Raw genomic sequence first — 25,258 nt, 5'->3', positions numbered from 1 at the left:
AAAATTAAAATAATATAAACAATGGGAGTCAAAACTGACTCCCATTTTTATGCTCTAAACCTTGTGGCTGAGTGTATGGCTAGAATGATTAATTTTGACGATAACCATTCGGATTCTGCTTTTGCCAGTTCCAACTATCAGCCAACATATCTTCTAGGCCATATTGTGGTGTCCAGCCCAGTTCTTGCAAGGCGCGGCTATTATCTGCAAAAGAGGTCGCCACATCGCCTTCACGACGTGGTGCAAACTCAAATGGAATCTGCACACCATTGACCTGTTCAAAAGTATTCTTCACTTGCAGCACCGAAATTCCATTACCCGTACCAATATTCCAAGCACGGCAACCCTGGGCAGTCAAACGGTTATTCAAAGCACATAAATGCGCGCTGGCCAAATCGACCACATGAATATAATCGCGCACACCAGTACCATCGGGTGTGGCATAATCCTGCCCAAAAATTGACAGTTTTTCACGACGTCCCACCGCCACTTGGGTGACATAAGGCATTAAATTATTTGGAATACCTTGTGGGTCTTCACCTATGCAGCCACTTTTATGCGCCCCCACAGGGTTAAAATAACGCAATAGCGCAATCGACCAACGTGCATCGGCAAGGGCTGCTTTTTGTAAAAGCTGTTCCACAATCAGTTTGGTATAGCCATAGTTATTGCTTGGCATACCCGTTGGCATCTCTTCATGTAACGGCGAAATATTGGCTTCATCATATACTGTAGCCGATGAACTAAACACCAGTTTAAACACATGCGCGCGTTGCATCGCCTGGATCAAGCTAATTGAACCCGCAATATTGTTATCAAAATAGCTCAGTGGAGTTTGTTGGCTTTCTCCCACTGCTTTGAGTCCTGCGAAATGAATCACTGCATTAATTTGATGTGCAGCAAACACAGCATCCAAAGTAGCAGCATCACGAATATCACCCTGAATAAACTGCAAGGTTTTGCCCGTCAGTTGCTGTACCCGCGCCAATGACTCTGCCGAGCTATTAGATAAATTATCTAGCACCACCACGCTGTGCCCTGCATTCAGCAACTCAACACAGGTATGTGAACCGATATAGCCCGCACCGCCTGTTACTAAAATATTAGCCATCTATTTTTCCTAATAAAATTTTTAATAAACCTTGGGTCGATGCATCGAGTGCCGATAAGTCCTTTTGCTGCCCATTTAAAATAGGCAAGAGCTGATTAGCAATTTCCTTGCCTTTTTCTACGCCCCATTGGTCAAAAGGATTGATATTCCACAGCACCGATTGCACAAAGACTTTATGTTCATATAGAGCAATCAACATGCCCAAGCTATACGGATCGAGTTCTTGCAATAAAATACTGCTACTTGGCTGATTACCACTGTACTGCTTATACGCAGCTAAGCCATCTAATTCCTGCTGATCTAAAGCCTGATTACCAAAGGCCAAAAGCCGCGACTGCGCCAAGCAGTTAGACAAGGCCAAATGATGTTGCTCTACCAAAGCCTCAGCATTTTCCGCATAGGTAAATTGATTGGCATTATAACGCTGCACAGGGGCAATAAAATCACAGCTGACCGCATGTGTCCCTTGGTGCAACAATTGATAGAACGCATGCTGTGCATTCGGCCCAACCTCACCCCAAACAATCGGGCAAGTATCGACGCTCACCGCCTCGCCATTACGCTGAATCGACTTGCCATTGGATTCCATTTCTAATTGCTGTAAATACGAAGCGAAGTATTTTAAACGTCCATCATAAGGCAAGACCGCATGAGTCTGAATATTCAGGAAGTTATTATTCCACACCCCCAGCAAGCCCATCAGCACTGGGATGTTCTGATCAAATGCAGCATTTTGAAAATGCTGATCAACCGCATGTGCACCTGCTAAAAACCGCTGAAAACCCGCAACGCCAATGGTCAGGGCAATCGGTAAGCCAATACACGACCATAACGAATAGCGACCACCGACCCAATCCCAAAGTAAGAGCTGATTTTCAGGACAAATGCCCCAAGCAGTCATTTTATCTGCTTTGGTGGATACCCCAATAAAGTGATGTTTCAGAATTTGCGCATGTGTACCCAAGGCCTTTTCTAGCCATTGTTTCACCGTTTGTGCATTGGATAAGGTATCAATGGTGCCAAAAGACTTGGACGAAATAATAAATAAAGTGGTCTCAGGACGCAGACGATGCAGCAATTCAGATAGCTGGCTGCCATCCATGGTGGACACAAAATGTACATTCAATGGTTTTTCAGTTGCCACTTTAAAATCAGATAAGGCTTGGGTCACCATCAACGGGCCTAAATCTGAGCCACCCACACCAATATTGACCACATCCTGAATCACTTCACCCGTGGCACCACGGTATTGGCCTGCATGGATTTTTTCCACCAAGGCATACATACGCTCAAGCTGGGTATGGACTTGCTCAGTCAATGCAGCGTAGGCATCGGTCTGTTCGGAAGCACTTGATGCTGAGCTAGTCGCAGGCAAACGCAAGGCCCAATGCATCGCATCGCGCTGTTCGGTATAGTTGATTTTCTCTGAGCCTGTTGCCGTTGAAAATAAACGTTGAATCCACTCAGCAAGCTGACTCTGCTGTGCAAACTGAACCAGGGTCTGCAACACCTTGGCATCAATCCGATGCTTGCTATAGTCAAACAGCACACTGTCCAAAGCCAGCGAGAAACGCTGAAAACGCTGCGGATCTTGAGCAAACAGCTGATTTAAATGCAGCTGCTGAAACTGCTGCTGCAATTGTTGTAACTGCGGCAAGACATTGTCATTTGGGGAAATCGAGCTTTGCGTCTGTGGCATTGTGCTACGAATCATTAGCGCCCCACTCCCATATAAGCAAAACCTTGTGCCTTCACAAATTCAGGATCATAAATATTACGACCATCCAAAATCAGCGGATGCTGCATCTGCTGCAACAAAGTTGGATAATCCAAACTCCAATATTGTTTCCACGCAGTCAACACACATAATGCCGATGCCCCCTCCACCGCTTGATATTGTTCTGCGCATAAAATCAGATCATCACGCTGACCATACTGTGCCACAATTTCAGGCAAGGCTTGTGGGTCATGCAATTTGACCGTCACACCCTGCGCCCACAACGCAGGCAACATCACATGAATGGGAGAATGTTGCACCCGTGCAGTATTTTCTTTAAAAGCTGCGCCCCAAATCGCCACGGTTTTACCGTTTAAATCGCCCTGATAATAATTCCAAAGCTTTCTAAACAAGAGTTCTTTTTGTTGCTCGTTAATGTCCCAGACCTGCGCCAACAGCTGACTTTTCACCCCTGTGGTGGAGACGGTACTGGCCAGAGTCTGAATATCATGACTAAAGTTTTCACCACCAAACCCCGCACCAGGATACATATAAGATGCACCAATACGGCTATCTGCCGCCATACCCTGTCGCACATGTTCAATATCAATCCCGAGTTTTTCTGCCACCACTGCCAAGTCATTGATATAACTGATACGAGTCGCCAACATGCCTGAAATACTCAGTTTGGTAAATTCTGCATCCAACACGGGCATAAAAAGATATTGCTGTGCACGTGGAAATAAGGGGCGGAGTAATTCTTTGAGTTTGACTTGCGCACGTTCATTTTCACAACCCACCGTGAGTTGCTGTGCGCGGGTCATACTTTGAATGGCATTGCCCTCTTGAATCATGTCGGGCAAATAAATCCAGTCATCTTGTGGCAAGATTTTTTGCAGGCGCTGTGTGCCATTTAAGCCCAAAGTCGAGGCATTGATCATCAGTTTAGGGTGAATGATCGGACGTTGTTGCAACTGCCGCAAAACAGTTAAGGCGTGAGCTTCTTCAGTGGGGTTCAAACTGAGTAGATACACATCCACATCTAAAGGCAATGCAGCAAAATCACAATAGTGTAAAAAGCCCTTACTGCATTGTTGTTGTAATAACAGGCTCAAGGCTTGGTCTTGAAAGCTGAGATGTTGCTGTTCGAGTGGATGGGCAGCATCCTGAAAGATATCGCACCAATAGACTTGATGCCCACATTCTGCCAAAAGTGCAGACATCACGCCTGCATAGAGGGTTTTTCCAAAGACTGCGACTTTCAAAATGTGTTCCTATGTATTGTTTGATGCTGTTTATTTCATGGGGTTACTCTCTTGATTCAAGAGAGATTAGGAAAGATTTTTACATTTCATCCTTTCCTACTGTTCCTCCCTTTTTAAAGGGAGGCTAGGAGGGATTTTCAACATTGGAAGTTTTCACCATATTTGGCTCTCCTTTTTTTAATCCCCCTCAATCCCCCTCAATCCCCCTTTGAAAAGGGGGAGGTTCGCACAAGCAAGGGCTTTGTAATGGGATGTTCCTCCCTGAGCAAGAGTTTAAGCACTGCTTTAAATTCTTGCGTAAGAAGGGAGGCTAGGAGAGATTTTCTAATCTCCCCCCCTTAATCACCTTTAAGATTCAATCTTTAACTCTTGAATCAAGGCTTTAAAATCATCACCTAGTTTTGGATGATCGAGCCCATAATGCAACACTGCTTTTAAGTAACCCAACTTACTGCCACAGTCAAAAGTCTGACCTTGCATACGGTAAGCTTCCACCACACTATTTTGTTGCAACATGGCAATCGCATCGGTCAATTGAATTTCATTACCTGCCCCTTTAGGGGTGTTTTCGAGCAAAGTCATAATTTCTGCAGGCAAGACATAACGCCCCACCACCGATAAATTAGAAGGTGCCGTGCCTACTGCGGGTTTTTCGACAATGCCCTGCATCACTGTACTTTCACCTTCAGCAGGTGCTGCAGCTACATCGACAATACCGTATTGATCGACCAGATGATCTGGTACTGCTTCAACCATAATTTGTGCAGCCTGAGATTGCTCAAAACGCTGAATCATGCGTGCCAAGTCATTTTGTGCAGCATCATCTTTAACCAATACATCGGGTAACAATACGGCAAAGGCATCATTGCCCACTACAGATTTAGCACATAAAACCGCATGCCCTAAGCCTAAAGGTTGTGGCTGACGTACACTCACGACACTGACATGTGCAGGTAAAATTTCGGTAATTTCTTTGAGCAAATCCAGTTTTTGTTTTTGTGCTAATGTGGTTTCTAGCTCAAAGTTACGGTCAAAGTAGTTTTCAATGGAGGCTTTAGAGGAATGGGTCACCAAAATAATTTGCTCAATCCCTGCTGCAACTGCCTCCCGTACTACATATTCAATCGCAGGACGATCGACCACCGTGACCATTTCTTTGGGAATGGCTTTACTGGCAGGTAAAAAGCGGGTGCCTAAACCAGCAACGGGTAAAATGGCTTTTTTAATCATCTCAGATGCCTAATTTCACACAAATTTTTTAGTTAAATTTTACTCATCAGCAAGTTGAACTGACTTACTTCAACTTAGTTTTTGAAATTTAGTTCACCTTAATTTCTGTACCACGGGCATAACCATCCACATAGTGTTCAAGCTGTGCTAAAGCCCAGTCGATATCACTTTGAATTGCGGTTAAGTCATGCATACGCTCAAACACCATCAGTAATTCATCCAACGGATACATTTTTTCATAAGAACGTAAAATACGACTGTGCTGGGTCACTTCGGTATTATCGGCATCAATCAACAATTCTTCGTAAAGTTTTTCGCCTGGGCGTAAGCCTGAATATTGAATTTCAATATCCCCTTCCTGACTGCCTGTTTCTCGTACTTTTAAACCACTCAGTGCAATCATTTGACGGGCTAAATCCTGAATGCGTACAGGTTCACCCATATCCAGCAGGAATACATCACCACCCTGACCCAAAGCACCCGCCTGAATCACCAATTGCGAGGCCTCTGGAATGGTCATAAAGTAACGGGTGACTTCAGGATGAGTCACGGTAATGGGCCCACCTTTGGCAATTTGCTGTTTAAACAACGGCACCACCGAACCCGATGAACCCAAGACATTCCCAAAGCGGACAATGCTAATTTGGGTCTGATCTTGCGCGTCTGCCATCGCCTGACAATACAATTCTGCCATACGTTTAGACGCCCCCATGACATTGGTTGGACGCACGGCTTTATCGGTAGAAATGAGTACAAATGTTTCCACACCTGTTTTGACCGCTGCATTTAAGCTAAATGCCGTACCAATGGCGTTGTTTTTCAAACCTGCCAATGGGTTACATTCCACCAAGGGCACGTGTTTGTAAGCAGCCGCATGGTACACGGTTTGAACCCTATACTGTTCCATCACTCGCTCTAGTTTGGCCTGATCGAGCACTGAACCTAAAATCGGGATAATCGTGACATCGCTATTTAAGCGTAATTCTTTGTCAATGCTGTACAACGCAAATTCGGTCAGTTCATAAATTACCAAGGCTTTGGGTTTGTTTTTGACAATTTGACGACACAATTCAGAACCAATGGACCCCCCCGCCCCTGTAACCAAGACCATTTTGTCTTGAATATTTTTAGCCAACAGTTCGGGTACTGGCGGCACAGGGTCACGCCCGAGCAAGTCAATAATATCGACTTCCTGAATATCCGATACGCGAATTTCACCATCGACCAGTTTGGTTAATCCTGGAATTTCGGTAATTTTAATATGTGCTGGCTCTAAGAATTTGACGATCTCGCTTTTACGCATCCGCCCGACAGAAGGCAGTGCAATCAAAATTTCATCAATATGCTTTTTCGGCATGACTTTTAATGCTGTTTCTGCATCATAGACTTTTAAACGGCCCAACTGCTGCCCAGTGAGTGAGGGATCATCATCTATAAATAATACGGGTAAGTGTTCATCGGAATTGTATAATGCTCCTGCAATTTGCTGTCCTGCATTGCCTGCACCATAAATCGCCACACGTTTTTTTTGTACATCGGCTTGTAAATAAGAACGCACGATAAAGCGAATAAAACCGCGGCTAAACCAAACCCATGCGAACATGAGAAATCCGAACATGAGCGGAATAGAGGTGGGGATAAAGGCATCGGTAAAGTAAGCCAACGCATACAACCCTGCCACAGTCAAAGAGGTACCTAACCCCAGTTTAACCATAAACAGTTCGCTGTAGGTGCGCACAATAAAGCGATATACCCCAAAAATAAACAGCGATACAACGGCAATCACACTTGCCCATACCGAACCAAAAGCTAAGTTGGGCACCACTTCTGCGCCTAAATCAAACTGGCGGATGGCATAACATAGCCATAGCAAGACAGGAAATACACAAAAGTCCAGCACCATTAAAAATGCAAGTTTGACTAAGCGGGGGGATTCTACAGCAGGTTCGATAATGGATTTCATAAATATACAATTATTAATATTTGAATTTTAAAACACCGTATTACTTTAATGCAGAATACAGGTTCCAACCTCTAAAAATGAATGTGCGGCGATAGTTTGACCACCTGCGACTTTTACCCCCACGCTTAAATGGGCAAATTGCTCAATGACCACATCATGATCTAATAATGTACCAATATTTAAAATTACACCATCGTTGATCACAGTTTTACGACTAATTACACACCCTGCCATCACACTGACCCCTAAACCGATTTGAGCGGTTGGACTAATCATGCTGTGTGGATGAATAACCGATGTCAATTCTATACCCAAGGCTCGCAAGGTCTGTTGCCATTGTTGACGTAAGGCATTATTGCCTACAGCCACAATCGCTTGAAGATGCGTAATCTCCAGCTGATTTAAACTGGCAATATTTGTCACAATATTATAGCTATCTACATGCTGTGTTTCAGGCCAACGGTCATCGGCAAACATAATCTCTTGCCATTGTCCGCTAAGTTCTGCAGCTTCTGCAACAGCCAAACCGTATCCACCTGCACCTAAAATTAACAAGCTGGGTTTAAGCATCTGGATGACCTGCCTTGAATTTTATAGCCACAATTAACAATGGTATATAGGCAATCAGTACTGCCAGTTCAGGGTACGCCCATGCTTGTGTAACCGTCATATAAGCGATAGGAAATAACCACAATAGATTAATTGCGGCAACTGCCAACGTCACGGGGGTATGACTCCCGCATTTACGTGATAAAATTTGATAGCTATGGCTTCGATGTGCATCATACATTTTATAGCCGCTCAATACGCGTTTTATTAAGGTATAAGTCGCATCGACCACAAACACACCTAAGCAAATGATCCACGCACAAAACAGTGCCAAGTTTTCTTTGAGGGCGATGAGCGCCAAAATACCCAAAGTGAGGCCGAGAAATCCGCTACAGGCATCGCCCATGAAAATTTTAGCCTTGGGAAAGTTCCACAGTAAAAAGCCAAATACACAGGCTGCCAATAACCACAATATGTCTGAGTTTAATGTGATATTGAGTACATAATACAAAATTGCCATACTGGCTACAGTGGTGATTGCTTCGACACTGGCAATGCCGTTGATGCCATCCATAAAGTTGTACAGATTCAACAACCACACCAAAAATAGTACCGCAATGATATTGGCTATAAAGCCGAGTTGCAGACCATTAAAAGCTGTAACTTCGCTAAAGCCACCCAAACTGATCACCACTCCAATGGCCACCAAGAAATGTACGGCTAAACGCAGCATGGAGTTAATATGTCCATGGTCATCTAAAAAACCAAGTAAAGCGATGACAAAACCTGCTGCCATAAGAGTTAAGCCAATATGTACGGTCAATTGTTGGCTATATATCAGCACCGCCAGCGCCAACAAGTAACTACACACCACCGCAACACCACCTCCACGTGGCGTGGGTACACTGTGGGAGCTTCGTTCATTGGGGTTGTCTATTATATTTTTCTTTAAGGCGTAGGCGCGCATAAAATAGGTCATCGCAAACGCAAGTAAAAAGAAAATAAAAAGGGATAGCATGGACATATTTGTGACTAGGCTCAGTTTTGATGCGCTGTGTTAAACATTTTTTCTAGGCTTGTATCGACATTATACGGTGCTGTCCAACCTAAAAGTTGTGTATTTTTAGTGGTATCTACCACCAGTTCTGAACATAAACGTGAAGCCACTGCTTTTTTCCCCACCAAGCTTGCAAGAAAACTGATCAAGCTTTTCGGTATAGGTAACATTAATAATTGGTTATTTTGGTATTTTGCTAATTTTTCAAATAGTTGTTTGACTGAAATGTCATCCTGATCACTGGCTAAAAATACTTCACGGTTGGCATTTGGATGAGTCATACAAGTATGAATCAGGTCAGCCAAGTTATAGACACTCACCATACTGCGTTTATTGTTTAAGCAACCAATAGGTAAAGGCAATTTTTTAGTTGCCAAGTTCACCATACTTTTAAAGTTGGCTTTTACATTAGGCCCATAAATGAGGACTGGACGAATAATAACAACTTCTAAACCTGTACGTTGAGATAGCTCAAGTAAGGCTTGTTCTGCTTCATATTTAGATAGGCCATACGGGTCATCTGTGTGGACATCATCATTGGGGTGAAAGGCTTGCGTAGTAGTTTGTTCACCATTCACTTTAATACTGCTTAAGTAAATAAAGCGTTTAACGCCACTTTGTACTGCTTTTTGTGCAAGGTTTAATGTGCCTTGTACATTGGTTTGGCGGTATGCTTCAAGTGGTGATGCTGCAGTTTCATGCATTACATGCGCACGACCTGCACAGTGAATAATAACCTCAACCTCGCTTAAATCAATATTGTCTAAATTGTCATTTAGGTCAAAATTAATATTGCTAATATTTGGATTATCAAATGTTTGGGCTTTACGTGTATGCGCTAAAACTGAAACGCCTTTTTCAGCCAAAAATTGCGATAAATATTGACCTAAGAAACCGTTACTGCCTGTGATTAAAGTATGTGAAACAAAAGGCATAAATTTATTCCTGAAGTTATTTAATTAACGCCATAACATCGTCAGCTAAATTATTCATAATATTACTCCGTGTATATAAATGAATAAACTTTTCACGAGGCTTAATGGCATAATCTATATTATTAAATGCTTTTATGGCTTCATCCGCATTACAAGGTTCAAAGATATATGCCCCATGCATACTATCATTTAAAAAGTCGACAACATATCCAGACAACCCACCCCAAATTGGCTTATTATAACAAGCATATTCAAAAATTTTTGATGGAATTACTTTCTTAAAAGCATCATAGTCATTTAAATGTAAAAATAGAACATCAGCATTTTCATAAAATTTTAACAATTCAACTCTATTTACAGGTGCAATAATTTCTACATTATTTACATTTAATTTCTCTAATTGCTCTTCTAGTTCTTTTTTTCTCCCACCATTGCCAATCAATTGAAAAACCACTTTATTTTCAAGCTGTTTTGCTAAGAGTGGTATAATTTTATGTAGACCTTGCCCATCACCAAAATTTCCAGCATATACAACAGATAAAGGTTTATCCTTATCTATATTAGGTGATTGTTTTTCTATTTTATTTAAAAATATTGAGTCAATTCCATTTGTATAAAAGCTATACGGTATATTTTTAAATTTACTTTCAAAATATGGTAAGAATCCTCTTGAAACCAGATTTACCTTATTCGCCTTAGTAATAGTAAATTTTTCAATTACTGAAAGTATCGGCAAAACTAAAACTGTCATTTTTTTTGGAAAAACATCTTCTACTGTATCAATAAAAATATCCCGTATATCTAAATATAAAGGAGCTCTTTTTATTGTCGCAACTAAAGCACCTAAAAAAGCAGTCATTAACCGTGAAGATGTTGCATAAACTAGATCATATTTTTTTCCAACAACTAATTTAAATGCGAATAAAAAAAATAGCATAAAGCTAATAATTTGACCTAATATTCCAGAAAATTTTGTACTAACATCTGCTCTGTAAATTGTCACATTTCCATTATACTCAATTCTTTTACAATCTTCAGAAAAGTCGTTATAACGGTTAGGTAAAGTTGAGATAATATCGATTGTAGCTGAGGGATATTTCTGTTCGATACTCTCTACCAATGCTGTAGTCCTAAATGAACCTGCAGACAAGTCAGGTTTATAGAAAAAACTTATGATCAGTAAATTCATTTACGACTCCACGAAATAGTTGTTTCTAATATCCCTTTTAAAATATTCACACTTACACATTGATTTTCTATTTTTTTTCCAAACTCAGGATGCCACGTACCTTTTACAATATTTAACTCCGAGTCCGTACTGAAACTTATTTCACCTTTGTATTCATCTAATTCAAAATTTAACTTATTATCATTTAAAGATGTAATTTTAACATTTGGATGTAAATGAAATTTTGCCTCTGCATTTTCATACTCTCCTAGAATCAAATCAGATATAATCAAATTTTGCTTATTAAACATCCAACTTCGTTGGTGGGAAATATTAAGTCCTAAATTATAATAACCATTATGTGAAGCTTTAAAACCATTAATTATACCATTATCATTAAATTCCAGGGTTTCTAATTTTGGATATGCTCTACGCGCCACTCTAAACCCCGCCCAGACCTCACTAGAATCAATATTATTTATAACTACAGTATTATGTGCAGAAGTACTACGCTGACGGTTTCGCTCCTCACCTAAACCATACTGAGAAATACCAGAGTTTACGAATAAACGTTCTTTTCCAATACTCAACTCAAAACTCAATGTATCTGCATGCGCATGGCCTGGTTGATAATCGGGACCAACTTTTGCAACATCTACAATCATTTTATAGTCATCACCATAAATTGATATATAGCCGCTTTCTTCCAAATAAGCATCAGTTTTTTTTGCTACTTCATAATCATCTATAATATTCAAAGCAGTTGCATAGCGTTTTAAGCTTTTAAAGGTTGGAGCAACACCTAAAGTAGAATCATTAAAAAATGAAATATCACCATCAGGATGACACATATGGCTTAACCAGACCAACATCTTTTTTATGACAGATGATAGATAAATTTTATCTAACTTTTCATCCATAGAGTAAAGGCTTATTAATTGATATATATCTAATAAGTCTTCTAGAAAAATTGAATGATACATTGGAGTTAATTCAAAATTACCACCATCTGCTAATATTTGCTCCTGTATTTCTTTTTGATATATTTTCAGACCTTTCTGCAGCCATATCTTAGACTCTTGAGAGTTAAAAAATAATCCAGAAAAAATTAATGCCTTAGCATTAGCAAAAAGATGATTAGCTAAAATATGCCATTCAATACTTTTAGATAAATGTTCAGCTTGCAAAGCTAACGACTGTAATTGAGCTGCATTTAGGTTATTTCCAGCTAATGCCCATTTAATCCAATTTACAATTCTTAAAGATGTTGGATAAGGCTCCCAAGCATTACCTAATGCATATGGGTTCTGTTCTATCCATTGATTAATCAAGCTATAATGCCAAACTTGACGTTCTAATGCTTCTTTTGCATTGAGATCATCGAAATAATGTAAATTATAAAGCCATAACTTATCTTGTTCTTTTGCATTCCAATCTAAACTAGAATTTACTTTTCCTTTTTTATTTAGAAAATAAAACTCTTTTTCACCAATCATAGAAATTGATTTCTCTATAACATTATTCCATTTTTTCTTAACTTCTCTTAGGTTTAGAGAAAACTCTTTTTTCTGCACTTTAGGCTTTAATAAGATATAGTACAGTCGATAATACAACTGTACAAATTTTAAATACTTAATAGTATGAATAAGTTTTTTAAGATCCATAATACTACTGTGCTCTCAAAACTTCAGCAGCTTGAATGGTCATACGTGCAACTTCAAAAATTTCATCTGCTGGAATAGGTGACTCTTTGCCTTGACGAATACTCTCAACAAAAGCAGCCGCACAAGCATCTTGTCCTTTGTCCTGACGCCACAAATTCATTTTGTTAAAGCCAGACCAACCAAAACCTTTAAGTTTACGGAAGTTGTCAAGTTGTAATACACGACCTGCAGCAAAGACTTCTATTCGCTCTTTAGGAAAACTTGATGCTCCGTTCGCCAAGTAGAAAATTGTTCCAAATGAACCATCTTCAAAACCTAAAGTAATGCTTGCTTTATCTTCAAGGACTTGTACAGCATCAGTTTCACCCATACGTCTAGCTTGAACAGACACAATTTTTGAACCTGCTAAAAAGCGCATTAAATCTATGAAGTGACATGCTTCACCAATAATACGCCCACCGCCTACCGCATTATCCTGTGTCCAGTGGTCTGCAGGTATTGCGCCTGCATTCATAGTCATAATAAAGCTTTTAGGCTCTTTCACCGTGTCTAGCAAGGCTTTCATTTTTTGTACTTGAGGTGCAAAGCGACGGTTAAAGCCCACCATGACACGGGCATATTGTTTATTTTCTATATTTTGATTATAAGCTTGTTCAACTTTTTCTATTTCTTCTACCGTCAACGCCAATGGCTTTTCTACAAAAACATTTTTACCCGCTAACAGCGCTTTTTCTACAAAATAGGCATGGCTATTATGTCGTGTTGCAATTGCTACAGTATTTACATCTTGATTGCTTAATAAGGCATCTATATCTGTCGATGCTTCTGCAAATCCTGCCTTTTCACCATGAATCACCCCATTGATACCACCAGAAGTTACAATGGTATGCAGTTGTGACGCCGCTTTTTTAAATGCAGGGATTAAAATACGAGAAGCATAGTTGCCTGCACCAATAAAACCAACGACAGCATTTTGTGCATCAATTTGAATTGGTTTTAAAATGACTTTCTTTTCGGTTCGTGTTTCTACGGCAGAATTGTATTTAAGTAAGATACCCAAACCTGATTTATCTTCTGTTAAAACATCATAAGCTTTTGGCGCATCTTCAAATTCAAAACGATGGGTAATTAAGGTATCTACATTTAATGTGCCTGCCGCCATCATATCCAACACTGCAACAAAGTTACGCTGTTCTGTCCAGCGAACAAATCCTACCGGGTAATCCTGTCCTTTTTCTTCATAAGCGGCATCGTAACGACCTGGTCCATAAGAACATGACACCTGAAAGCTCAGTTCTTTTTCATAGAAGTCTGCACGATTTAACTCTAAACCTGTTACACCAACTAGAATAATACGACCACGTTTTCGGCTCATACGCGCGGCTTGTGTAACAGGATCACTCACTTTGGTTGATGCAGTAATAATAACACCATCTACCCCTGCACCACGGCTAAATGCTAAACCTGCAGCAACAGGGTCTTCACCTTTGGCAGGGTTACAGACTTCTGCACCAAACTGTTTGGCAAGTTCGAGTTTGCTTTGGTCAAAGTCAATAGCCAATACACGGCAGCCATTTGCTCTTAGCATTTGAATGGTGAGTAAGCCAATTAAGCCTGCACCCGTAACCACAAAACTTTCGCCTATGGTTGGTTGTGCCAGACGAATGCCTTGCAAACCAATACTCGCAACAACTGTAAAAGAAGCTGCTTCATCGGTTACATTGTCGGGTATTTTTGCACATAGGTTTTTCGGTACTTTGACCATGTCTGCATGCGGACCATTTGAAACGACACGATCACCGACTTTAAAGTCTTCTACACCTACTCCAACCTCATGAACTACACCTACATTACAATAGCCAAGTGGTAAGGGTTGTGCCAGTTTGGACTTTACTGCGTCATAAGTGGTCAGCAACCCATCTGTCTGGACTTTTTCAAGTACCATTTTTACTTTTTCTGGTTGTTGGCGAGCTTTGTCTAACATAGAAGCTTTACCAAAACCGACCAGCATACGCTCTGTACCTGCAGAAATAAGCGAAGTAGTGGTAGAAATAAGTAAATGCCCTTTTGAGCACTGTGGTACTGGTGCTTCGGTTACGGTTGTACCGCCTTTTGCCATATCTTGAAGGATTTGTTTCATAAGTTTGCTCAGGAATTCTATAGTTAATTTTTGATTAATAATGGGACTTTTGCAGCAGCTGTCTTAATAGGAGATTGAATAACCTCAAAAGAGAAGTCTAAATCTACATTACTTAAATCCATTTTATCTATTAAAAATTCATAGGAATAGTTATGGTTTGAAGTAATATAAAATGTAACCTTACCAGCTTCTATTTGTTTCACTTGCACATGCTGCACGTAATCAAAAATTGAGTGATGACGGCCAAAAATTAAAGCAGTTAAATAAATTTTATTTAAATGGCGATCTAGTACATACTCACCATTGCGCCCACTGCTAATTTTAAAATCCACAAGCAATCCATCTTGAATATTGGGTTCAATCAAGTCACTAGTATCATAACGGATAAGAGGAGAAGCATAGTTATAGTAACTGGTTGAAACTAAACTAAAATCATCTTGTTCATTCTGAATTGCTTCTGCAAAACCATAAGAAATAAATGGGCTATAGGTATACTGTTCATTTTTTTCGTATGCCAGAACCGCTCTTTCTGTATGTCCATACCATGATACTGAACTACAAGAAAGTAACTCCTCTACTTTTTTTCTGAGGACTGGGGATGGAAATTCTGAACCTAAGAACATTCCCTGTATGTATTGTTTAAATACAGGTAACAAGGGATGTTTATTAAGATCGAGCCAAATAACAAAGTCAAAAATTGCACTTGGATAACCATGTAAATATTTTGGCTTATATTTTTTAAAGTTTACTAACAGGGTATCTGCGATTTGTTGTGGGCTCTTATAAATATCAATAGTCAACTGATGACGTACTGCATCATATTCCATAATATTTTTGACGTCAGCTCGCCCACCAAAAACAATTTTTAAATCGCTTTGCTTATAGCCTAATTTAGCCCAAATAGTATGCATATGTGCCCACTCATGTGGTATAGAGCTTGGTTCTATATAGAATGATAAAGGCTGCCCACTACTCCCACCTGTATTTGCAATAGATTTTTTTAGCTTTATATTTGAGCGTTCTTCAATAGAAACAGCTTGCAATTCAGCTTTACTGATAATTGGCAACTCAAATAAGTCATTAAAATCAGAAAATTTTTCAGGATTGACACCAGAAGCTTTATACAACTTTCTATAAAATTCAATATTAGAATAAGCATAAACACTTATATGTTTAACCTTATCAAATATCAATTTTTTATATTTTTCAGAATTAAACTCATTAAAATTTGAAATTTCATTTTTTCGTAGTGAATATATAGTACTCATACCAGGACGTATACCATAGGGTAAAAGAGCAATATACTTTCCTAAACTATAAGGAATACGGGTAAGATTTTGCTTGGCGTAATTAATATAACTCATCAAAATATCTCGATAAAACTATTTAATTTAAGTCAATTAAATTTTGTATAAGGTTTTTTTGTTTCTTCCATTTTTCTTCAGCCGAAATATAGACTCTACTAAGCTGATCAACACCTTTTTCAACAATAGCAACCCTAAGTTTTTCATCTTGATATATAGTAATCACTTTGTTTACTATATCCTCAGCATCTAAAGGATCAAAAAATAAAGCAGCCTCTCCACATAAGCCTCTTGAGAAGTCACGATCTGATGTTAAGAGAGGTTTTTTAGAAATAAAAGATTCTGGATAAGCACTTGTTGAAGATTCAGCTAAAGTAGGTAAAATTACAGCATCACAATCAGCATAATATTTAGGTAAATTTGAGCTTGTAATTGGGCCAAAATTTTTCAACATATATCGGGCATTTTTATTAACCACCAACCTAGTAAGTGCTTCAAAATATTTATCTTCTATCATAAAATTAAAATAGATATTTTTAAAATTCTTTATATAAAGTAAATCTACGACATTTGCTAAAATTTCTAAGTTTTTATGCGGATAGTAAGAGGAAGGAACCAAAAAATTAAACTCATCCTTTGAAATTTTTACACTCATCTTTCTATTAAAATATTCTTCAAAATATGGATTGTAACTATTTTCAATAACAAAAATATGATTACTCTCCAGATTTAGAAGATTTTTTAAATTATTTTTAACAACAGAGGTTTCAACAACATAATAATCAGAATTTTTTAGAAATAAATTCCTTTTAATAAAATACATTATTTTAATTTTAATTTTTTTAAGCAAACTATAGTTTAAAATATCCTGAACTTCAGGGTAAAACATTAACCCTAATGCAAAACCTTGAAGACAGGGTGCTTTAGGACGCCACATAGAAGGTCCAAATACTGTAAAAACTAAATCAGGTGTATATTTCTCTTCTAACTTTGAAAAAAAATGAGCCTGCTTATACTTTTGATACATAGGTACACTATCTAGTACATAATATGCATAGAATAAATTTTTTATACTATCGGTTAATTGCTGATCAATCTGATGCGTTACGACAACAACAGATTGAAACTGTTTATCTTTAGCAATATTTAACAATAAGCTTAATGCAACTTGCACACCTCCACCTATTGTTAATAAACTACAATCAATCAATATCTTCATATACTAGCTCATGATAATTTCTATAGAATATCTAAAATACTATAACCAACAAATCCCAAAAAATCTTCTGCAAAAACACCAGAATATCTTGTATAACCTATAAAAATAAACCATAAAAATGAAGATATAATAACCATATATCTATACAAAAAACCTTTAATATTCATAAAAATAGATGAAAATATAAATATAAATATAATATATTCATATCGATAAAATCGAGAAAATGAAGATTCAGATACCAGTAAAACTAAAATAGAAAAAATAAAAAAGTATACACATATTCTTAATAAATTACTATCAACTTTTTCTTTAAAAAAGAAATAGACAATTGATATAACAAAAAATACTTCTATAAAGAACTGAAGAATTGCAGAAATTGTAGTTTCATTTTCTGAAGCTAATTTTGCTGATAACTTAAACCCTAATCCCCCATCTTGAGTTTGAATTGATATATAAATTAAAATAGCTAGTGTTAGAAAAAAAACAATAAAATATTTAATCTTATTAACTAATGATATTTCTTTAAACCTCCCTAAAATTATAATAAATATTAAAGGAATAGAACTAAAATGAATTAAAGGAGAAATAAATAAATAAATATTTTTCTTATATTTTAGGAAAATAGCTAAACCTATAAAAATAAAACCTATAGCCAACCCTGCCCTAATTGCTGATCCTTGATATGCAAAAAAAGTAATTGTATTAGTATAAAAGAAGAAAAACAACAAACCACATCGCTTCCATATTTCCCCAGATATATAAATAAGACACAAACCTAATAATGTTAAAAAAACATGGATATAAAAATTATCATTAATAAAGTAACTCATTATTTTAACAATAACCCAAAAACCCACCTCCCCAGAACCAGTTAAAGATGTAACTATATTAAAATTTGATAAAAATTCACTAAAGCTTACATTCTTAATCCAATCAAATGCATTATAATAGTGATACATATCATCACCAAAACCCACCTCCTCACCTTTATAATACTCTCTATTAGCAAGCATATATGATAAAATAATTGCACTATAAAAGAAGATTAGAAAATCAATTATTTTTTCCATATATGAATTAACTATTTTAGCTACAGAATATTTCACTAATAAATATATAAAAACAAAAAATTTTGGTAAAAAAATCAAAAAAAGAGCTAAGAATATAAAAAATAATATTTTTTTCATTTTACACCATAAGTGATTTAAACTTATATCTTTGGACTATAAACTGAAATAAAAAACCTAAACTCATTCCAATCGGCATCGATATAGCCCCAAAACTATCTACCAATACTAATACAGTGATTATTAAAGATAAAGCCCATAAAAATTGCATTTTCAACTGAAATTTATTCTTACCTAAAGATGACCATAAACTAACATAACCTAAGTTTAAGGAATAGAAAAACATCGTAACAATAAAAGAGTAAAATACTACTAATGAATTAGAGTAGTTTCCCACCCCCCCTAAACTCAATATAATTTCTGAAAAAAACAACATTACAACAGAAGCCAATATAGATATTAATATATTAAATCGAGTTACTTTATCTATATTTTTCTTTTTATCATCTAAATTAATTTTACTAAACATAGATAAATAATAGCTACCAAGAGCTACCGGAATAAACATTGCCAATAGATATATTTGATAGCACCATGAAAATATAGCAACCTCTTCCATTCCTTTACGAGAGGACAATACATACATACAAAATGTAATTACAGGGGTTGCTATAAGCCCACTTATAACCATAGGTATATTATATTTTTTATAGAACAATATAATCTCTTTTAAGTATTTAACCCTAAATATAATATTTTTATTCATCAATATTTTTTTATAAAAATAATTTAATTGAAAAATAATTAGTAAAATTTTTGAAAAAATAAGACCTATCAAAGCACCTTTAAGGCTATAATTTACAACTAAATAGTAAATCAAAGGTATGGAAAATATTAAAGAAAAGCACCCAAAAACAAATAGTCTCTTAATTTCAGATATACCATAAAAAAAACCATCCAATAAAAATGAAATACTAAAAAAAAATATAATTAAAAAAATTAAAAAAATATTATCATAAAAAAAAGACATCAATATAGAAAACATTAAGGACAAACCCAATATTAAATATATAGACAACTTAAAATATTCTATTACAAAATAAGGTTTCTTAAGAAACCATTTAGATGTCAAAATATTAGATGAGTATAATAGACCTAGCCCACTGAAAATTAGTATACTATTGATCGTAGAGTGAAGTAAACTAAACTCCCCATACTCACTAAGCAACATATAATTAATAGCAATATAGTTTAAGAAAAAAAGACAGAATTTTACACTCAAACTATAACCTAGAGAATATATAGCCTTCATTTCCCTAATATACCTTTAGTGTCAACAATATTAATTGAACTAAAATTTAAATATTTTTTAAATTCTTTATGATCTACTAAAATCAAATGTATATCTGCTTGTGTATATTCATGTAGTAAGATTAACTTCACGTTTGATGATAACTCAGCAGGAAGTTTCTTAATATTTGGCTCGACTGCTAAAATATTTATCCCTTGTTCTGCTAATTTTTTTGTAATATTTAATGCAGGGCTTTCACGCAAGTCATCAATATCTGGCTTAAATGCCAAACCATAACAAGCTACAGTTACATCTTTTATCGTTTTTTCAGGGTTTTCTTGCAAAAACTCTGCAATCTTAATTTTCACCTGATCAATCACCCATTCCGGTTTACTGTCATTCACCTCACGTGCAGTACGAATTAAACGTGCCTGATCTGGTGTTTTCGAAACAATAAACCATGGATCAACTGCAATACAGTGACCGCCTACACCAGGACCTGGCTGTAAAATATTCACGCGTGGGTGACGGTTAGCAAGTTGAATCAACTCCCATACATTTATGTCTAACTTGTCACAAATAATAGAAAGCTCATTAGCAAAGGCAATATTCACATCACGGAATGAATTTTCAGTCAATTTACACATTTCAGCCGTGCGCGCATTGGTTTCAATGCAATCGCCTTTTACAAAAACCTTGTATAAATCAATTGCGGCTTGCGAACAACGAGGTGTCATTCCACCCACAATACGGTCATTACTAATCAACTCTTGCAGCACCTTACCAGGCAATACACGCTCTGGGCAGTGAGCAATTAAAATATCGGCTTGCTCGCCAGCTTGTTGCGGGAAAGTCAAGTCTGGACGTGCTTCACTTAACCACGCAGCCATTTGCTCAGTTGCACCTACAGGCGAAGTAGATTCTAAAATAACTAAATTCCCTTTCACCAACTGTGATGCAAGCGCTTTCGCTGCAGATTCAATATATTTTAAGTCTGGTTCATGCTTATCTTTAAAAGGGGTCGGTACAGCCACAATATAAGCATCTGCAGCAACAGGGCTTAATTGTGCAGAAAGCTTTTGTTGTGCAACAACGTCACGCACTAAAGCATCTAAATCTGGTTCTACAATATGAACCTTACCCTGATTAATTAAATCTACCGCATGTGGGTTAACATCTACACCTGTAACTTTTACCCCATGCGCAGCAAAGGTGGCCGCTGTTGGCAAACCAATATAACCTAAACCAATAACACAAATATGTTTGAACTTCTGCATTTTTTACTCAATTTATTTATTTAAAGCACGAATAATTTGTTGACTCGCGGTACCATCACCATACGGGTTGTGCGCTGCCGCCATCGTTTGATACAAGTCTGTATTTTCTAATAGCTCAATCACAGACTGTTGTATAAGTGCTGCATCTGTGCCTACAAGTTTGACTGTACCCGCCTCTACCGCTTCTGGGCGCTCGGTTGTATCTCTCATCACCAATACTGGTTTACCCAAAGAAGGGGCTTCTTCCTGAATACCGCCAGAGTCGGTTAAAATCAAATAACTGCGGTTCATTAAATACACAAAAGGTAAGTAGTCTTGCGGTGCGATTAAATAAATATTAGAAATGCCCGATAGCAATTCATTCACAGGCTTTTGTACATTTGGGTTTAAGTGTACAGGGTATACAATTTGCACATCAGGATACTGTTTTGCAATATTTGCCAATGCTGTACAAATATTTAAAAAGCCCTGACCAAAGTTTTCTCGGCGGTGACCAGTCACCAAAATTAGTTTTTTTGTCGAATCTAAAAAGTTAAATTGCTGCTCAAACTGAGCAATAACCGCCCGATCTGTTTCAACCTTTTCTTTTACCGTAAGCAAAGCATCAATAACTGTATTACCTGTAATGGTAATATTTTTTGGGTCTATATTTTCTTTAATTAAATTATTATAAGAAGATTGCGTCGGTGCAAAATGATACGTGGTTAACGCACCCGTAAGTTTACGATTTGCTTCTTCAGGCCAAGGTGAATAAATATCGCCAGTACGCAAACCTGCTTCTACATGACCAACCGCAATTTTATGGTAGTATGCAGCTAAAGAGGCGGCAAAAGTTGTGGCAGTATCGCCATGCACCAACACCACATCAGGTGTCCATTCAGCAAAAACTTGCTCTAAGCCTTTCAATACACCAGAAGTAATGTCAGACAAGGTTTGTCCTGGCTTCATTAGATTTAAGTCAAAATCTGGTGTTAAGTTAAAAAGTTCCAGCACCTGATCTAGCATTTGTCTATGCTGACCTGTTACGCACACTTTGGTCTCAAAACTTGCTTCCTGTTGTTTTAATTGTAAAGCTAATGGTGCCATTTTAATTGCTTCTGGTCGTGTACCGAAGACCAGCAATACTTTCTTTTTCACAATACTACCCTATAACCGAATTGAACTATCTTGTTTATTTAATGCATATTTTAAATCATAGAGTACATGCTTAGTTTTACCCAAAGCATGTATATCTGCTGCTGTCATTTGTTTAAACTGATCGTGCGCAACTGCTAAAATAATTGCGTCATATTCATTATTCTGCAATGCACTGATTGGGGCTAAACCATATTCATGTTCCACTTCTTTCGGGTCTACCCACGGGTCATAAATATCTAAATCTAGCTCATATTCTTTTAAAGCCTGAACCATATCAATAATTTTAGTATTACGAATATCTGGACAGTTTTCTTTAAAACTTAAGCCCATCACTAAAATTTTTGAACCCACCACTTGTATACGCTGCTTCACCATCTCTTTAATCAATTGTGTTGCAACATATTCACCCATACGGTCATTTAAACGGCGTGCCGCTAAAATAATTTCTGGATGCAAGCCTAAAGACTGTGCTTTATGGGTTAAATAATATGGATCTACCCCAATACAGTGCCCACCGACTAAACCAGGGCGGAAAGGTAAAAAATTCCACTTGGTTCCCGCAGCCTGCAACACAGCTTCAGTATCTATACCCAACTTATTAAAAATAACTGCCAATTCATTAATTAAAGCAATATTCACATCACGCTGGGTATTTTCAATGACCTTAGCGGCTTCAGCCACTTTTATACTCGGTGCTTTATGCGTACCTGCAGTCACAATCAGTTGATAAACTGCATCCACAAAATCTGCCACCTCTGGGGTAGAACCCGAAGTCACTTTTAAAATATTGGTCACTCGGTGCAGCTTATCGCCAGGGTTAATCCGCTCTGGGCTATAGCCTGCAAAAAAATCTTGATTGAATTCTAATCCAGACACTTGTTCCAAAACTGGAATACAAGCTTCTTCTGTTGCACCTGGGTATACTGTAGACTCGTACACCACTACATCGCCTTTTTTAAGCACTTTCCCTATACTGGTAGAGGCTTTAATAAGTGGGGTTAAATCAGGTTGTTTAAATTCATCAATTGGCGTTGGAACAGTCACAATAAAAAAATTGCAGCTATTCAAATCATCTAAATTAGCGGAATAAGTCAGTTGTGTTGCTTGTTTAAGCTCTTCTGGAGACACTTCTAAAGTGTGATCTTGCCCACTTTGTAATTCTTGTATGCGTTTTTGCTGAATATCAAAACCCACAACAGGCAGCTGCTTGCCAAATTCTACCGCTAGGGGTAACCCGACATAGCCTAAACCAATAATGGCAATTTTTAGGTCTGAAAGCTGTAGCATTTGAGCGCCTTTAAATTTATATCTGTATTTTATGAAGAAAGAATCTTTCGGCAGGGATAGTAGCAGAAATTTATGAAATTTCTATTGAGATTTATGCTCAAATGACGTGAAAAAGACTGCAATGTATAATTTTTATGAGTATTCACTTTTTCTATTTAGAATAACTTCATAATTTTTTTAAGAATTCTCTTTTCTACTTTAAAATTCTGCCAAATATGCAAAATGGTTACAAATTGCTATACACCTCTTTCACAAGTTCGGTAAAATGACAGCAATTTATCCAAAACGATTTTAAAAAATTAATAATGGGATCTCGCGTGCGACACTTTCAACTGGCTGTTTTATTGGCATGTGGCATTGCCACTACGGGGTGTGCTATCACCTCTGGCTTTCAAACTTATGACTTACCAAATGAAGGGGTCTATACCACCGACTTGGGCACAGCGGTCAATGTAATTAAACTCACCCAAGACTCAATGCTTGCGGTGCAGCCTGCAGTACACAATATTCAACAAGACTATGCACATTTATTTCATACACCACAGCGTCAATACACCTTAAGTTCAGGCGATATTCTTTCTATTTATTTATGGGCATATCCTGAAATTACACCACCAACCAATACCATTAGTAACGAAAAAGCCGTTGAGTCCAATGGTTATCAAATTGACTCACAGGGTTATATTCAATTTCCTATTATCGGGCGTTATAAAGCTGCAGGTAAATCTTTAGCGCAAGTGAATCGTGAGTTGCGCAGTCAATTGGCACGTTATTTAAAAACCCCAGACGTGATTGTACGAGTCTTGTCTTACCAAGGACAGCGATACTCGGTACAAGGTAATGTCATGAAAGGCGGGCAATTCTATTTAAATGATCAACCTGTGAGTGTCTATACCGCACTAGGTATGGCAGGTGGGGTCAATGCTCAACAAGGTGACAATGCTTCTATGACTTTAGTGCGTCAGGGGCGTAGCTATCAACTCAATACCGTAGAGTTGGAAAAAGCAGGCTTGTCATTGCACAACTTACTCATTCAGCCGAATGACACCTTGTATGTCAACAACCGTGAAAACCAAAAAATTTATGTGATGGGTGAGTCGGGTAAAAATCAATCGCTCCCTATGCGTGATCAAGGCATGAGCTTAAGCGATGTATTGGGTGAAAGCTTGGGCTTAAACCCACTGTCTGCCAGCCGCAGTAAAATTTATGTGGTCCGTAGCCAGCCGAATGCAGCACATACCGAAGTCTATCACATGGATTTAACCAGCATTGCCGATTTTGGCCTCGCCAATCAATTTAAAATGCGCAGCAATGATATTGTCTATGTCGATGCTTCAGGCTTGGCCCGCTGGCAACGTGTGGTTAACCAAATTATTCCATTCTCAAATGCTTTATATAACCTAGATCGTTTGGGGAACTAATGAAAATTAATCACATTTTGGTGGTGTGTATTGGCAATATTTGCCGTAGCCCCATGGCAGAATACTTTTTAAAACAGCAGTATCCACACTTACAAATTGAATCTGCAGGTATTTCAGGCTTAGTGGGTCATGCAGCCGATGACAAAGCCCGTTTATGTATGCAACGTCACGGCATTGACATGAGTCCACACGTGGCAAAAAAACTCAATGCAGACTTAATTAAAAAAGCCGACCTGATTTTGGTGATGAGCCAAAATCAACAAAAGCATGTGGAACAAACTTGGCCCTTTGCCAAAGGCAAAACCTTTAGATTGGGACACTGGCAAAGTAAAAACGTGGCCGACCCCTATCAGCACGATCAGGCCGTATTTGATGAAACCTGTGCGTTAATTCAAGCCTGCATTGCCGACTGGAAAAAATATATCTAGTTTCTTGATATTCAGCTTTTTTTAA

The 25,258-nt window shown here is 37.7% G+C and carries 20 protein-coding genes; 2 read left to right on the top strand and 18 right to left on the bottom strand.

Annotated elements, in window-relative coordinates:
• Positions 1 to 88: 88 nt before the first annotated feature.
• The 18 genes from galE to tviB all read right to left on the bottom strand — a co-directional run bounded on the left by galE (position 89) and on the right by tviB (position 23,384).
• Complete coding sequence (gene galE / locus FTT71_RS11370) at positions 89 to 1,111, bottom strand: UDP-glucose 4-epimerase GalE (RefSeq protein WP_180160976.1); 1,023 nt, start codon at positions 1,109 to 1,111, stop codon at positions 89 to 91.
• The gene (pgi, locus tag FTT71_RS11365) at positions 1,104 to 2,810 is read right to left on the bottom strand and encodes a glucose-6-phosphate isomerase (RefSeq protein WP_180160980.1); all 1,707 of its coding nucleotides are present in this window, start codon (positions 2,808 to 2,810) and stop codon (positions 1,104 to 1,106) included. The genes galE and pgi overlap by 8 nt, the downstream gene beginning before the upstream one ends.
• Before the next feature lie 14 nt (positions 2,811 to 2,824).
• Positions 2,825 to 4,093 (bottom strand): nucleotide sugar dehydrogenase, encoded by a 1,269-nt coding sequence (locus tag FTT71_RS11360; RefSeq protein ID WP_180079765.1) that lies wholly within the window; start codon positions 4,091 to 4,093, stop codon positions 2,825 to 2,827.
• Positions 4,094 to 4,441: 348 nt separating this feature from the next.
• Positions 4,442 to 5,323 carry a UTP--glucose-1-phosphate uridylyltransferase GalU gene (gene galU, locus FTT71_RS11355; protein ID WP_180160975.1) on the bottom strand — a complete coding sequence of 294 codons (882 nt, stop codon included), beginning with the start codon at positions 5,321 to 5,323 and terminating at the stop codon, positions 4,442 to 4,444.
• Between the two features lie 88 nt (positions 5,324 to 5,411).
• Positions 5,412 to 7,286 (bottom strand): nucleoside-diphosphate sugar epimerase/dehydratase, encoded by a 1,875-nt coding sequence (locus FTT71_RS11350; RefSeq protein ID WP_180160974.1) that lies wholly within the window; start codon positions 7,284 to 7,286, stop codon positions 5,412 to 5,414.
• 45 nt (positions 7,287 to 7,331) lie between these two features.
• Complete coding sequence (locus FTT71_RS11345) at positions 7,332 to 7,856, bottom strand: acetyltransferase (RefSeq protein WP_180160973.1); 525 nt, start codon at positions 7,854 to 7,856, stop codon at positions 7,332 to 7,334.
• Complete coding sequence (locus FTT71_RS11340) at positions 7,849 to 8,859, bottom strand: glycosyltransferase family 4 protein (protein ID WP_180160972.1); 1,011 nt, start codon at positions 8,857 to 8,859, stop codon at positions 7,849 to 7,851. The genes FTT71_RS11345 and FTT71_RS11340 overlap by 8 nt, the downstream gene beginning before the upstream one ends.
• 14 nt (positions 8,860 to 8,873) lie before the next feature.
• Positions 8,874 to 9,827 carry an NAD-dependent epimerase/dehydratase family protein gene (locus FTT71_RS11335; RefSeq protein WP_180160971.1) on the bottom strand — a complete coding sequence of 318 codons (954 nt, stop codon included), beginning with the start codon at positions 9,825 to 9,827 and terminating at the stop codon, positions 8,874 to 8,876.
• A 16-nt stretch (positions 9,828 to 9,843) separates the two neighbouring features.
• A complete protein-coding gene (locus tag FTT71_RS11330; protein ID WP_180160970.1) occupies positions 9,844 to 11,016 on the bottom strand; it encodes a glycosyltransferase family 4 protein in 1,173 nt (390 codons plus the stop codon).
• A complete protein-coding gene (locus FTT71_RS11325; RefSeq protein WP_180160969.1) occupies positions 11,013 to 12,659 on the bottom strand; it encodes a heparinase II/III family protein in 1,647 nt (548 codons plus the stop codon). The genes FTT71_RS11330 and FTT71_RS11325 overlap by 4 nt, the downstream gene beginning before the upstream one ends.
• 4 nt (positions 12,660 to 12,663) lie before the next feature.
• Entirely contained in the window at positions 12,664 to 14,799 is a 2,136-nt protein-coding gene (locus FTT71_RS11320; RefSeq protein WP_180160968.1) for a bi-domain-containing oxidoreductase, read from the bottom strand.
• A gap of 23 nt (positions 14,800 to 14,822) precedes the next feature.
• A complete protein-coding gene (locus tag FTT71_RS11315) occupies positions 14,823 to 16,163 on the bottom strand; it encodes a hypothetical protein (RefSeq protein WP_180160967.1) in 1,341 nt (446 codons plus the stop codon).
• A gap of 22 nt (positions 16,164 to 16,185) precedes the next feature.
• Complete coding sequence (locus tag FTT71_RS11310; RefSeq protein ID WP_180160966.1) at positions 16,186 to 17,322, bottom strand: glycosyltransferase; 1,137 nt, start codon at positions 17,320 to 17,322, stop codon at positions 16,186 to 16,188.
• A 20-nt stretch (positions 17,323 to 17,342) separates the two neighbouring features.
• On the bottom strand, positions 17,343 to 18,512 hold the full coding sequence (locus FTT71_RS11305) for an EpsG family protein (RefSeq protein ID WP_180160965.1): 1,170 nt from the start codon (positions 18,510 to 18,512) through the stop codon (positions 17,343 to 17,345).
• 1 nt (position 18,513) lies between these two features.
• Complete coding sequence (locus FTT71_RS11300; protein WP_180160964.1) at positions 18,514 to 19,437, bottom strand: hypothetical protein; 924 nt, start codon at positions 19,435 to 19,437, stop codon at positions 18,514 to 18,516.
• A gap of 263 nt (positions 19,438 to 19,700) precedes the next feature.
• Positions 19,701 to 20,960, bottom strand: a complete 1,260-nt coding sequence (wecC, locus tag FTT71_RS11295; RefSeq protein ID WP_180160963.1) for a UDP-N-acetyl-D-mannosamine dehydrogenase — start codon at positions 20,958 to 20,960, stop codon at positions 19,701 to 19,703.
• Between the two features lie 12 nt (positions 20,961 to 20,972).
• Complete coding sequence (gene wecB / locus FTT71_RS11290; protein ID WP_180160962.1) at positions 20,973 to 22,097, bottom strand: non-hydrolyzing UDP-N-acetylglucosamine 2-epimerase; 1,125 nt, start codon at positions 22,095 to 22,097, stop codon at positions 20,973 to 20,975.
• A 9-nt stretch (positions 22,098 to 22,106) separates the two neighbouring features.
• Positions 22,107 to 23,384 (bottom strand): Vi polysaccharide biosynthesis UDP-N-acetylglucosamine C-6 dehydrogenase TviB, encoded by a 1,278-nt coding sequence (tviB, locus tag FTT71_RS11285; protein WP_180160961.1) that lies wholly within the window; start codon positions 23,382 to 23,384, stop codon positions 22,107 to 22,109.
• Between the two features lie 317 nt (positions 23,385 to 23,701).
• On the opposite strand from tviB, the gene FTT71_RS11280 reads away from it, so the two are divergent.
• Together FTT71_RS11280 and FTT71_RS11275 are read left to right on the top strand one after the other, a co-directional pair.
• Complete coding sequence (locus tag FTT71_RS11280) at positions 23,702 to 24,805, top strand: polysaccharide biosynthesis/export family protein (RefSeq protein ID WP_180160960.1); 1,104 nt, start codon at positions 23,702 to 23,704, stop codon at positions 24,803 to 24,805.
• The gene (locus FTT71_RS11275) at positions 24,805 to 25,233 is read left to right on the top strand and encodes a low molecular weight protein-tyrosine-phosphatase (protein WP_019837353.1); all 429 of its coding nucleotides are present in this window, start codon (positions 24,805 to 24,807) and stop codon (positions 25,231 to 25,233) included. Before FTT71_RS11280 ends, FTT71_RS11275 begins: the two co-directional genes overlap by 1 nt.
• The last annotated feature ends 25 nt before the right edge of the window (positions 25,234 to 25,258 follow it).

It is taken from the genome of Acinetobacter sp. YH01004, from assembly GCF_013420455.1.
Lineage (GTDB): Bacteria > Pseudomonadota > Gammaproteobacteria > Pseudomonadales > Moraxellaceae > Acinetobacter > Acinetobacter towneri.
Note: the sequence above shows the minus strand (reverse complement) of the source record. Positions and strands in the feature narration are given on the sequence as shown.

Bases quoted from the DNA above. Each gene is read 5' to 3' on its own strand.
- galE (WP_180160976.1), bottom strand. From the start codon at position 1,111: ATGGCTAATATTTTAGTAACAGGCGGTGCGGGCTATATCGGTTCACAT.
- pgi (WP_180160980.1), bottom strand. From the start codon at position 2,810: ATGCCACAGACGCAAAGCTCGATTTCCCCAAATGACAATGTCTTGCCG.
- galU (WP_180160975.1), bottom strand. From the start codon at position 5,323: ATGATTAAAAAAGCCATTTTACCCGTTGCTGGTTTAGGCACCCGCTTT.
- FTT71_RS11350 (WP_180160974.1), bottom strand. From the start codon at position 7,286: ATGAAATCCATTATCGAACCTGCTGTAGAATCCCCCCGCTTAGTCAAA.
- FTT71_RS11345 (WP_180160973.1), bottom strand. From the start codon at position 7,856: ATGCTTAAACCCAGCTTGTTAATTTTAGGTGCAGGTGGATACGGTTTG.
- FTT71_RS11340 (WP_180160972.1), bottom strand. From the start codon at position 8,859: ATGTCCATGCTATCCCTTTTTATTTTCTTTTTACTTGCGTTTGCGATG.
- FTT71_RS11335 (WP_180160971.1), bottom strand. From the start codon at position 9,827: ATGCCTTTTGTTTCACATACTTTAATCACAGGCAGTAACGGTTTCTTA.
- FTT71_RS11330 (WP_180160970.1), bottom strand. From the start codon at position 11,016: ATGAATTTACTGATCATAAGTTTTTTCTATAAACCTGACTTGTCTGCA.
- FTT71_RS11325 (WP_180160969.1), bottom strand. From the start codon at position 12,659: ATGGATCTTAAAAAACTTATTCATACTATTAAGTATTTAAAATTTGTA.
- FTT71_RS11320 (WP_180160968.1), bottom strand. From the start codon at position 14,799: ATGAAACAAATCCTTCAAGATATGGCAAAAGGCGGTACAACCGTAACC.
- FTT71_RS11315 (WP_180160967.1), bottom strand. From the start codon at position 16,163: ATGAGTTATATTAATTACGCCAAGCAAAATCTTACCCGTATTCCTTAT.
- FTT71_RS11310 (WP_180160966.1), bottom strand. From the start codon at position 17,322: ATGAAGATATTGATTGATTGTAGTTTATTAACAATAGGTGGAGGTGTG.
- FTT71_RS11305 (WP_180160965.1), bottom strand. From the start codon at position 18,512: ATGAAAAAAATATTATTTTTTATATTCTTAGCTCTTTTTTTGATTTTT.
- FTT71_RS11300 (WP_180160964.1), bottom strand. From the start codon at position 19,437: ATGTTTTCTATATTGATGTCTTTTTTTTATGATAATATTTTTTTAATT.
- wecC (WP_180160963.1), bottom strand. From the start codon at position 20,960: ATGCAGAAGTTCAAACATATTTGTGTTATTGGTTTAGGTTATATTGGT.
- tviB (WP_180160961.1), bottom strand. From the start codon at position 23,384: ATGCTACAGCTTTCAGACCTAAAAATTGCCATTATTGGTTTAGGCTAT.
- FTT71_RS11275 (WP_019837353.1), top strand. From the start codon at position 24,805: ATGAAAATTAATCACATTTTGGTGGTGTGTATTGGCAATATTTGCCGT.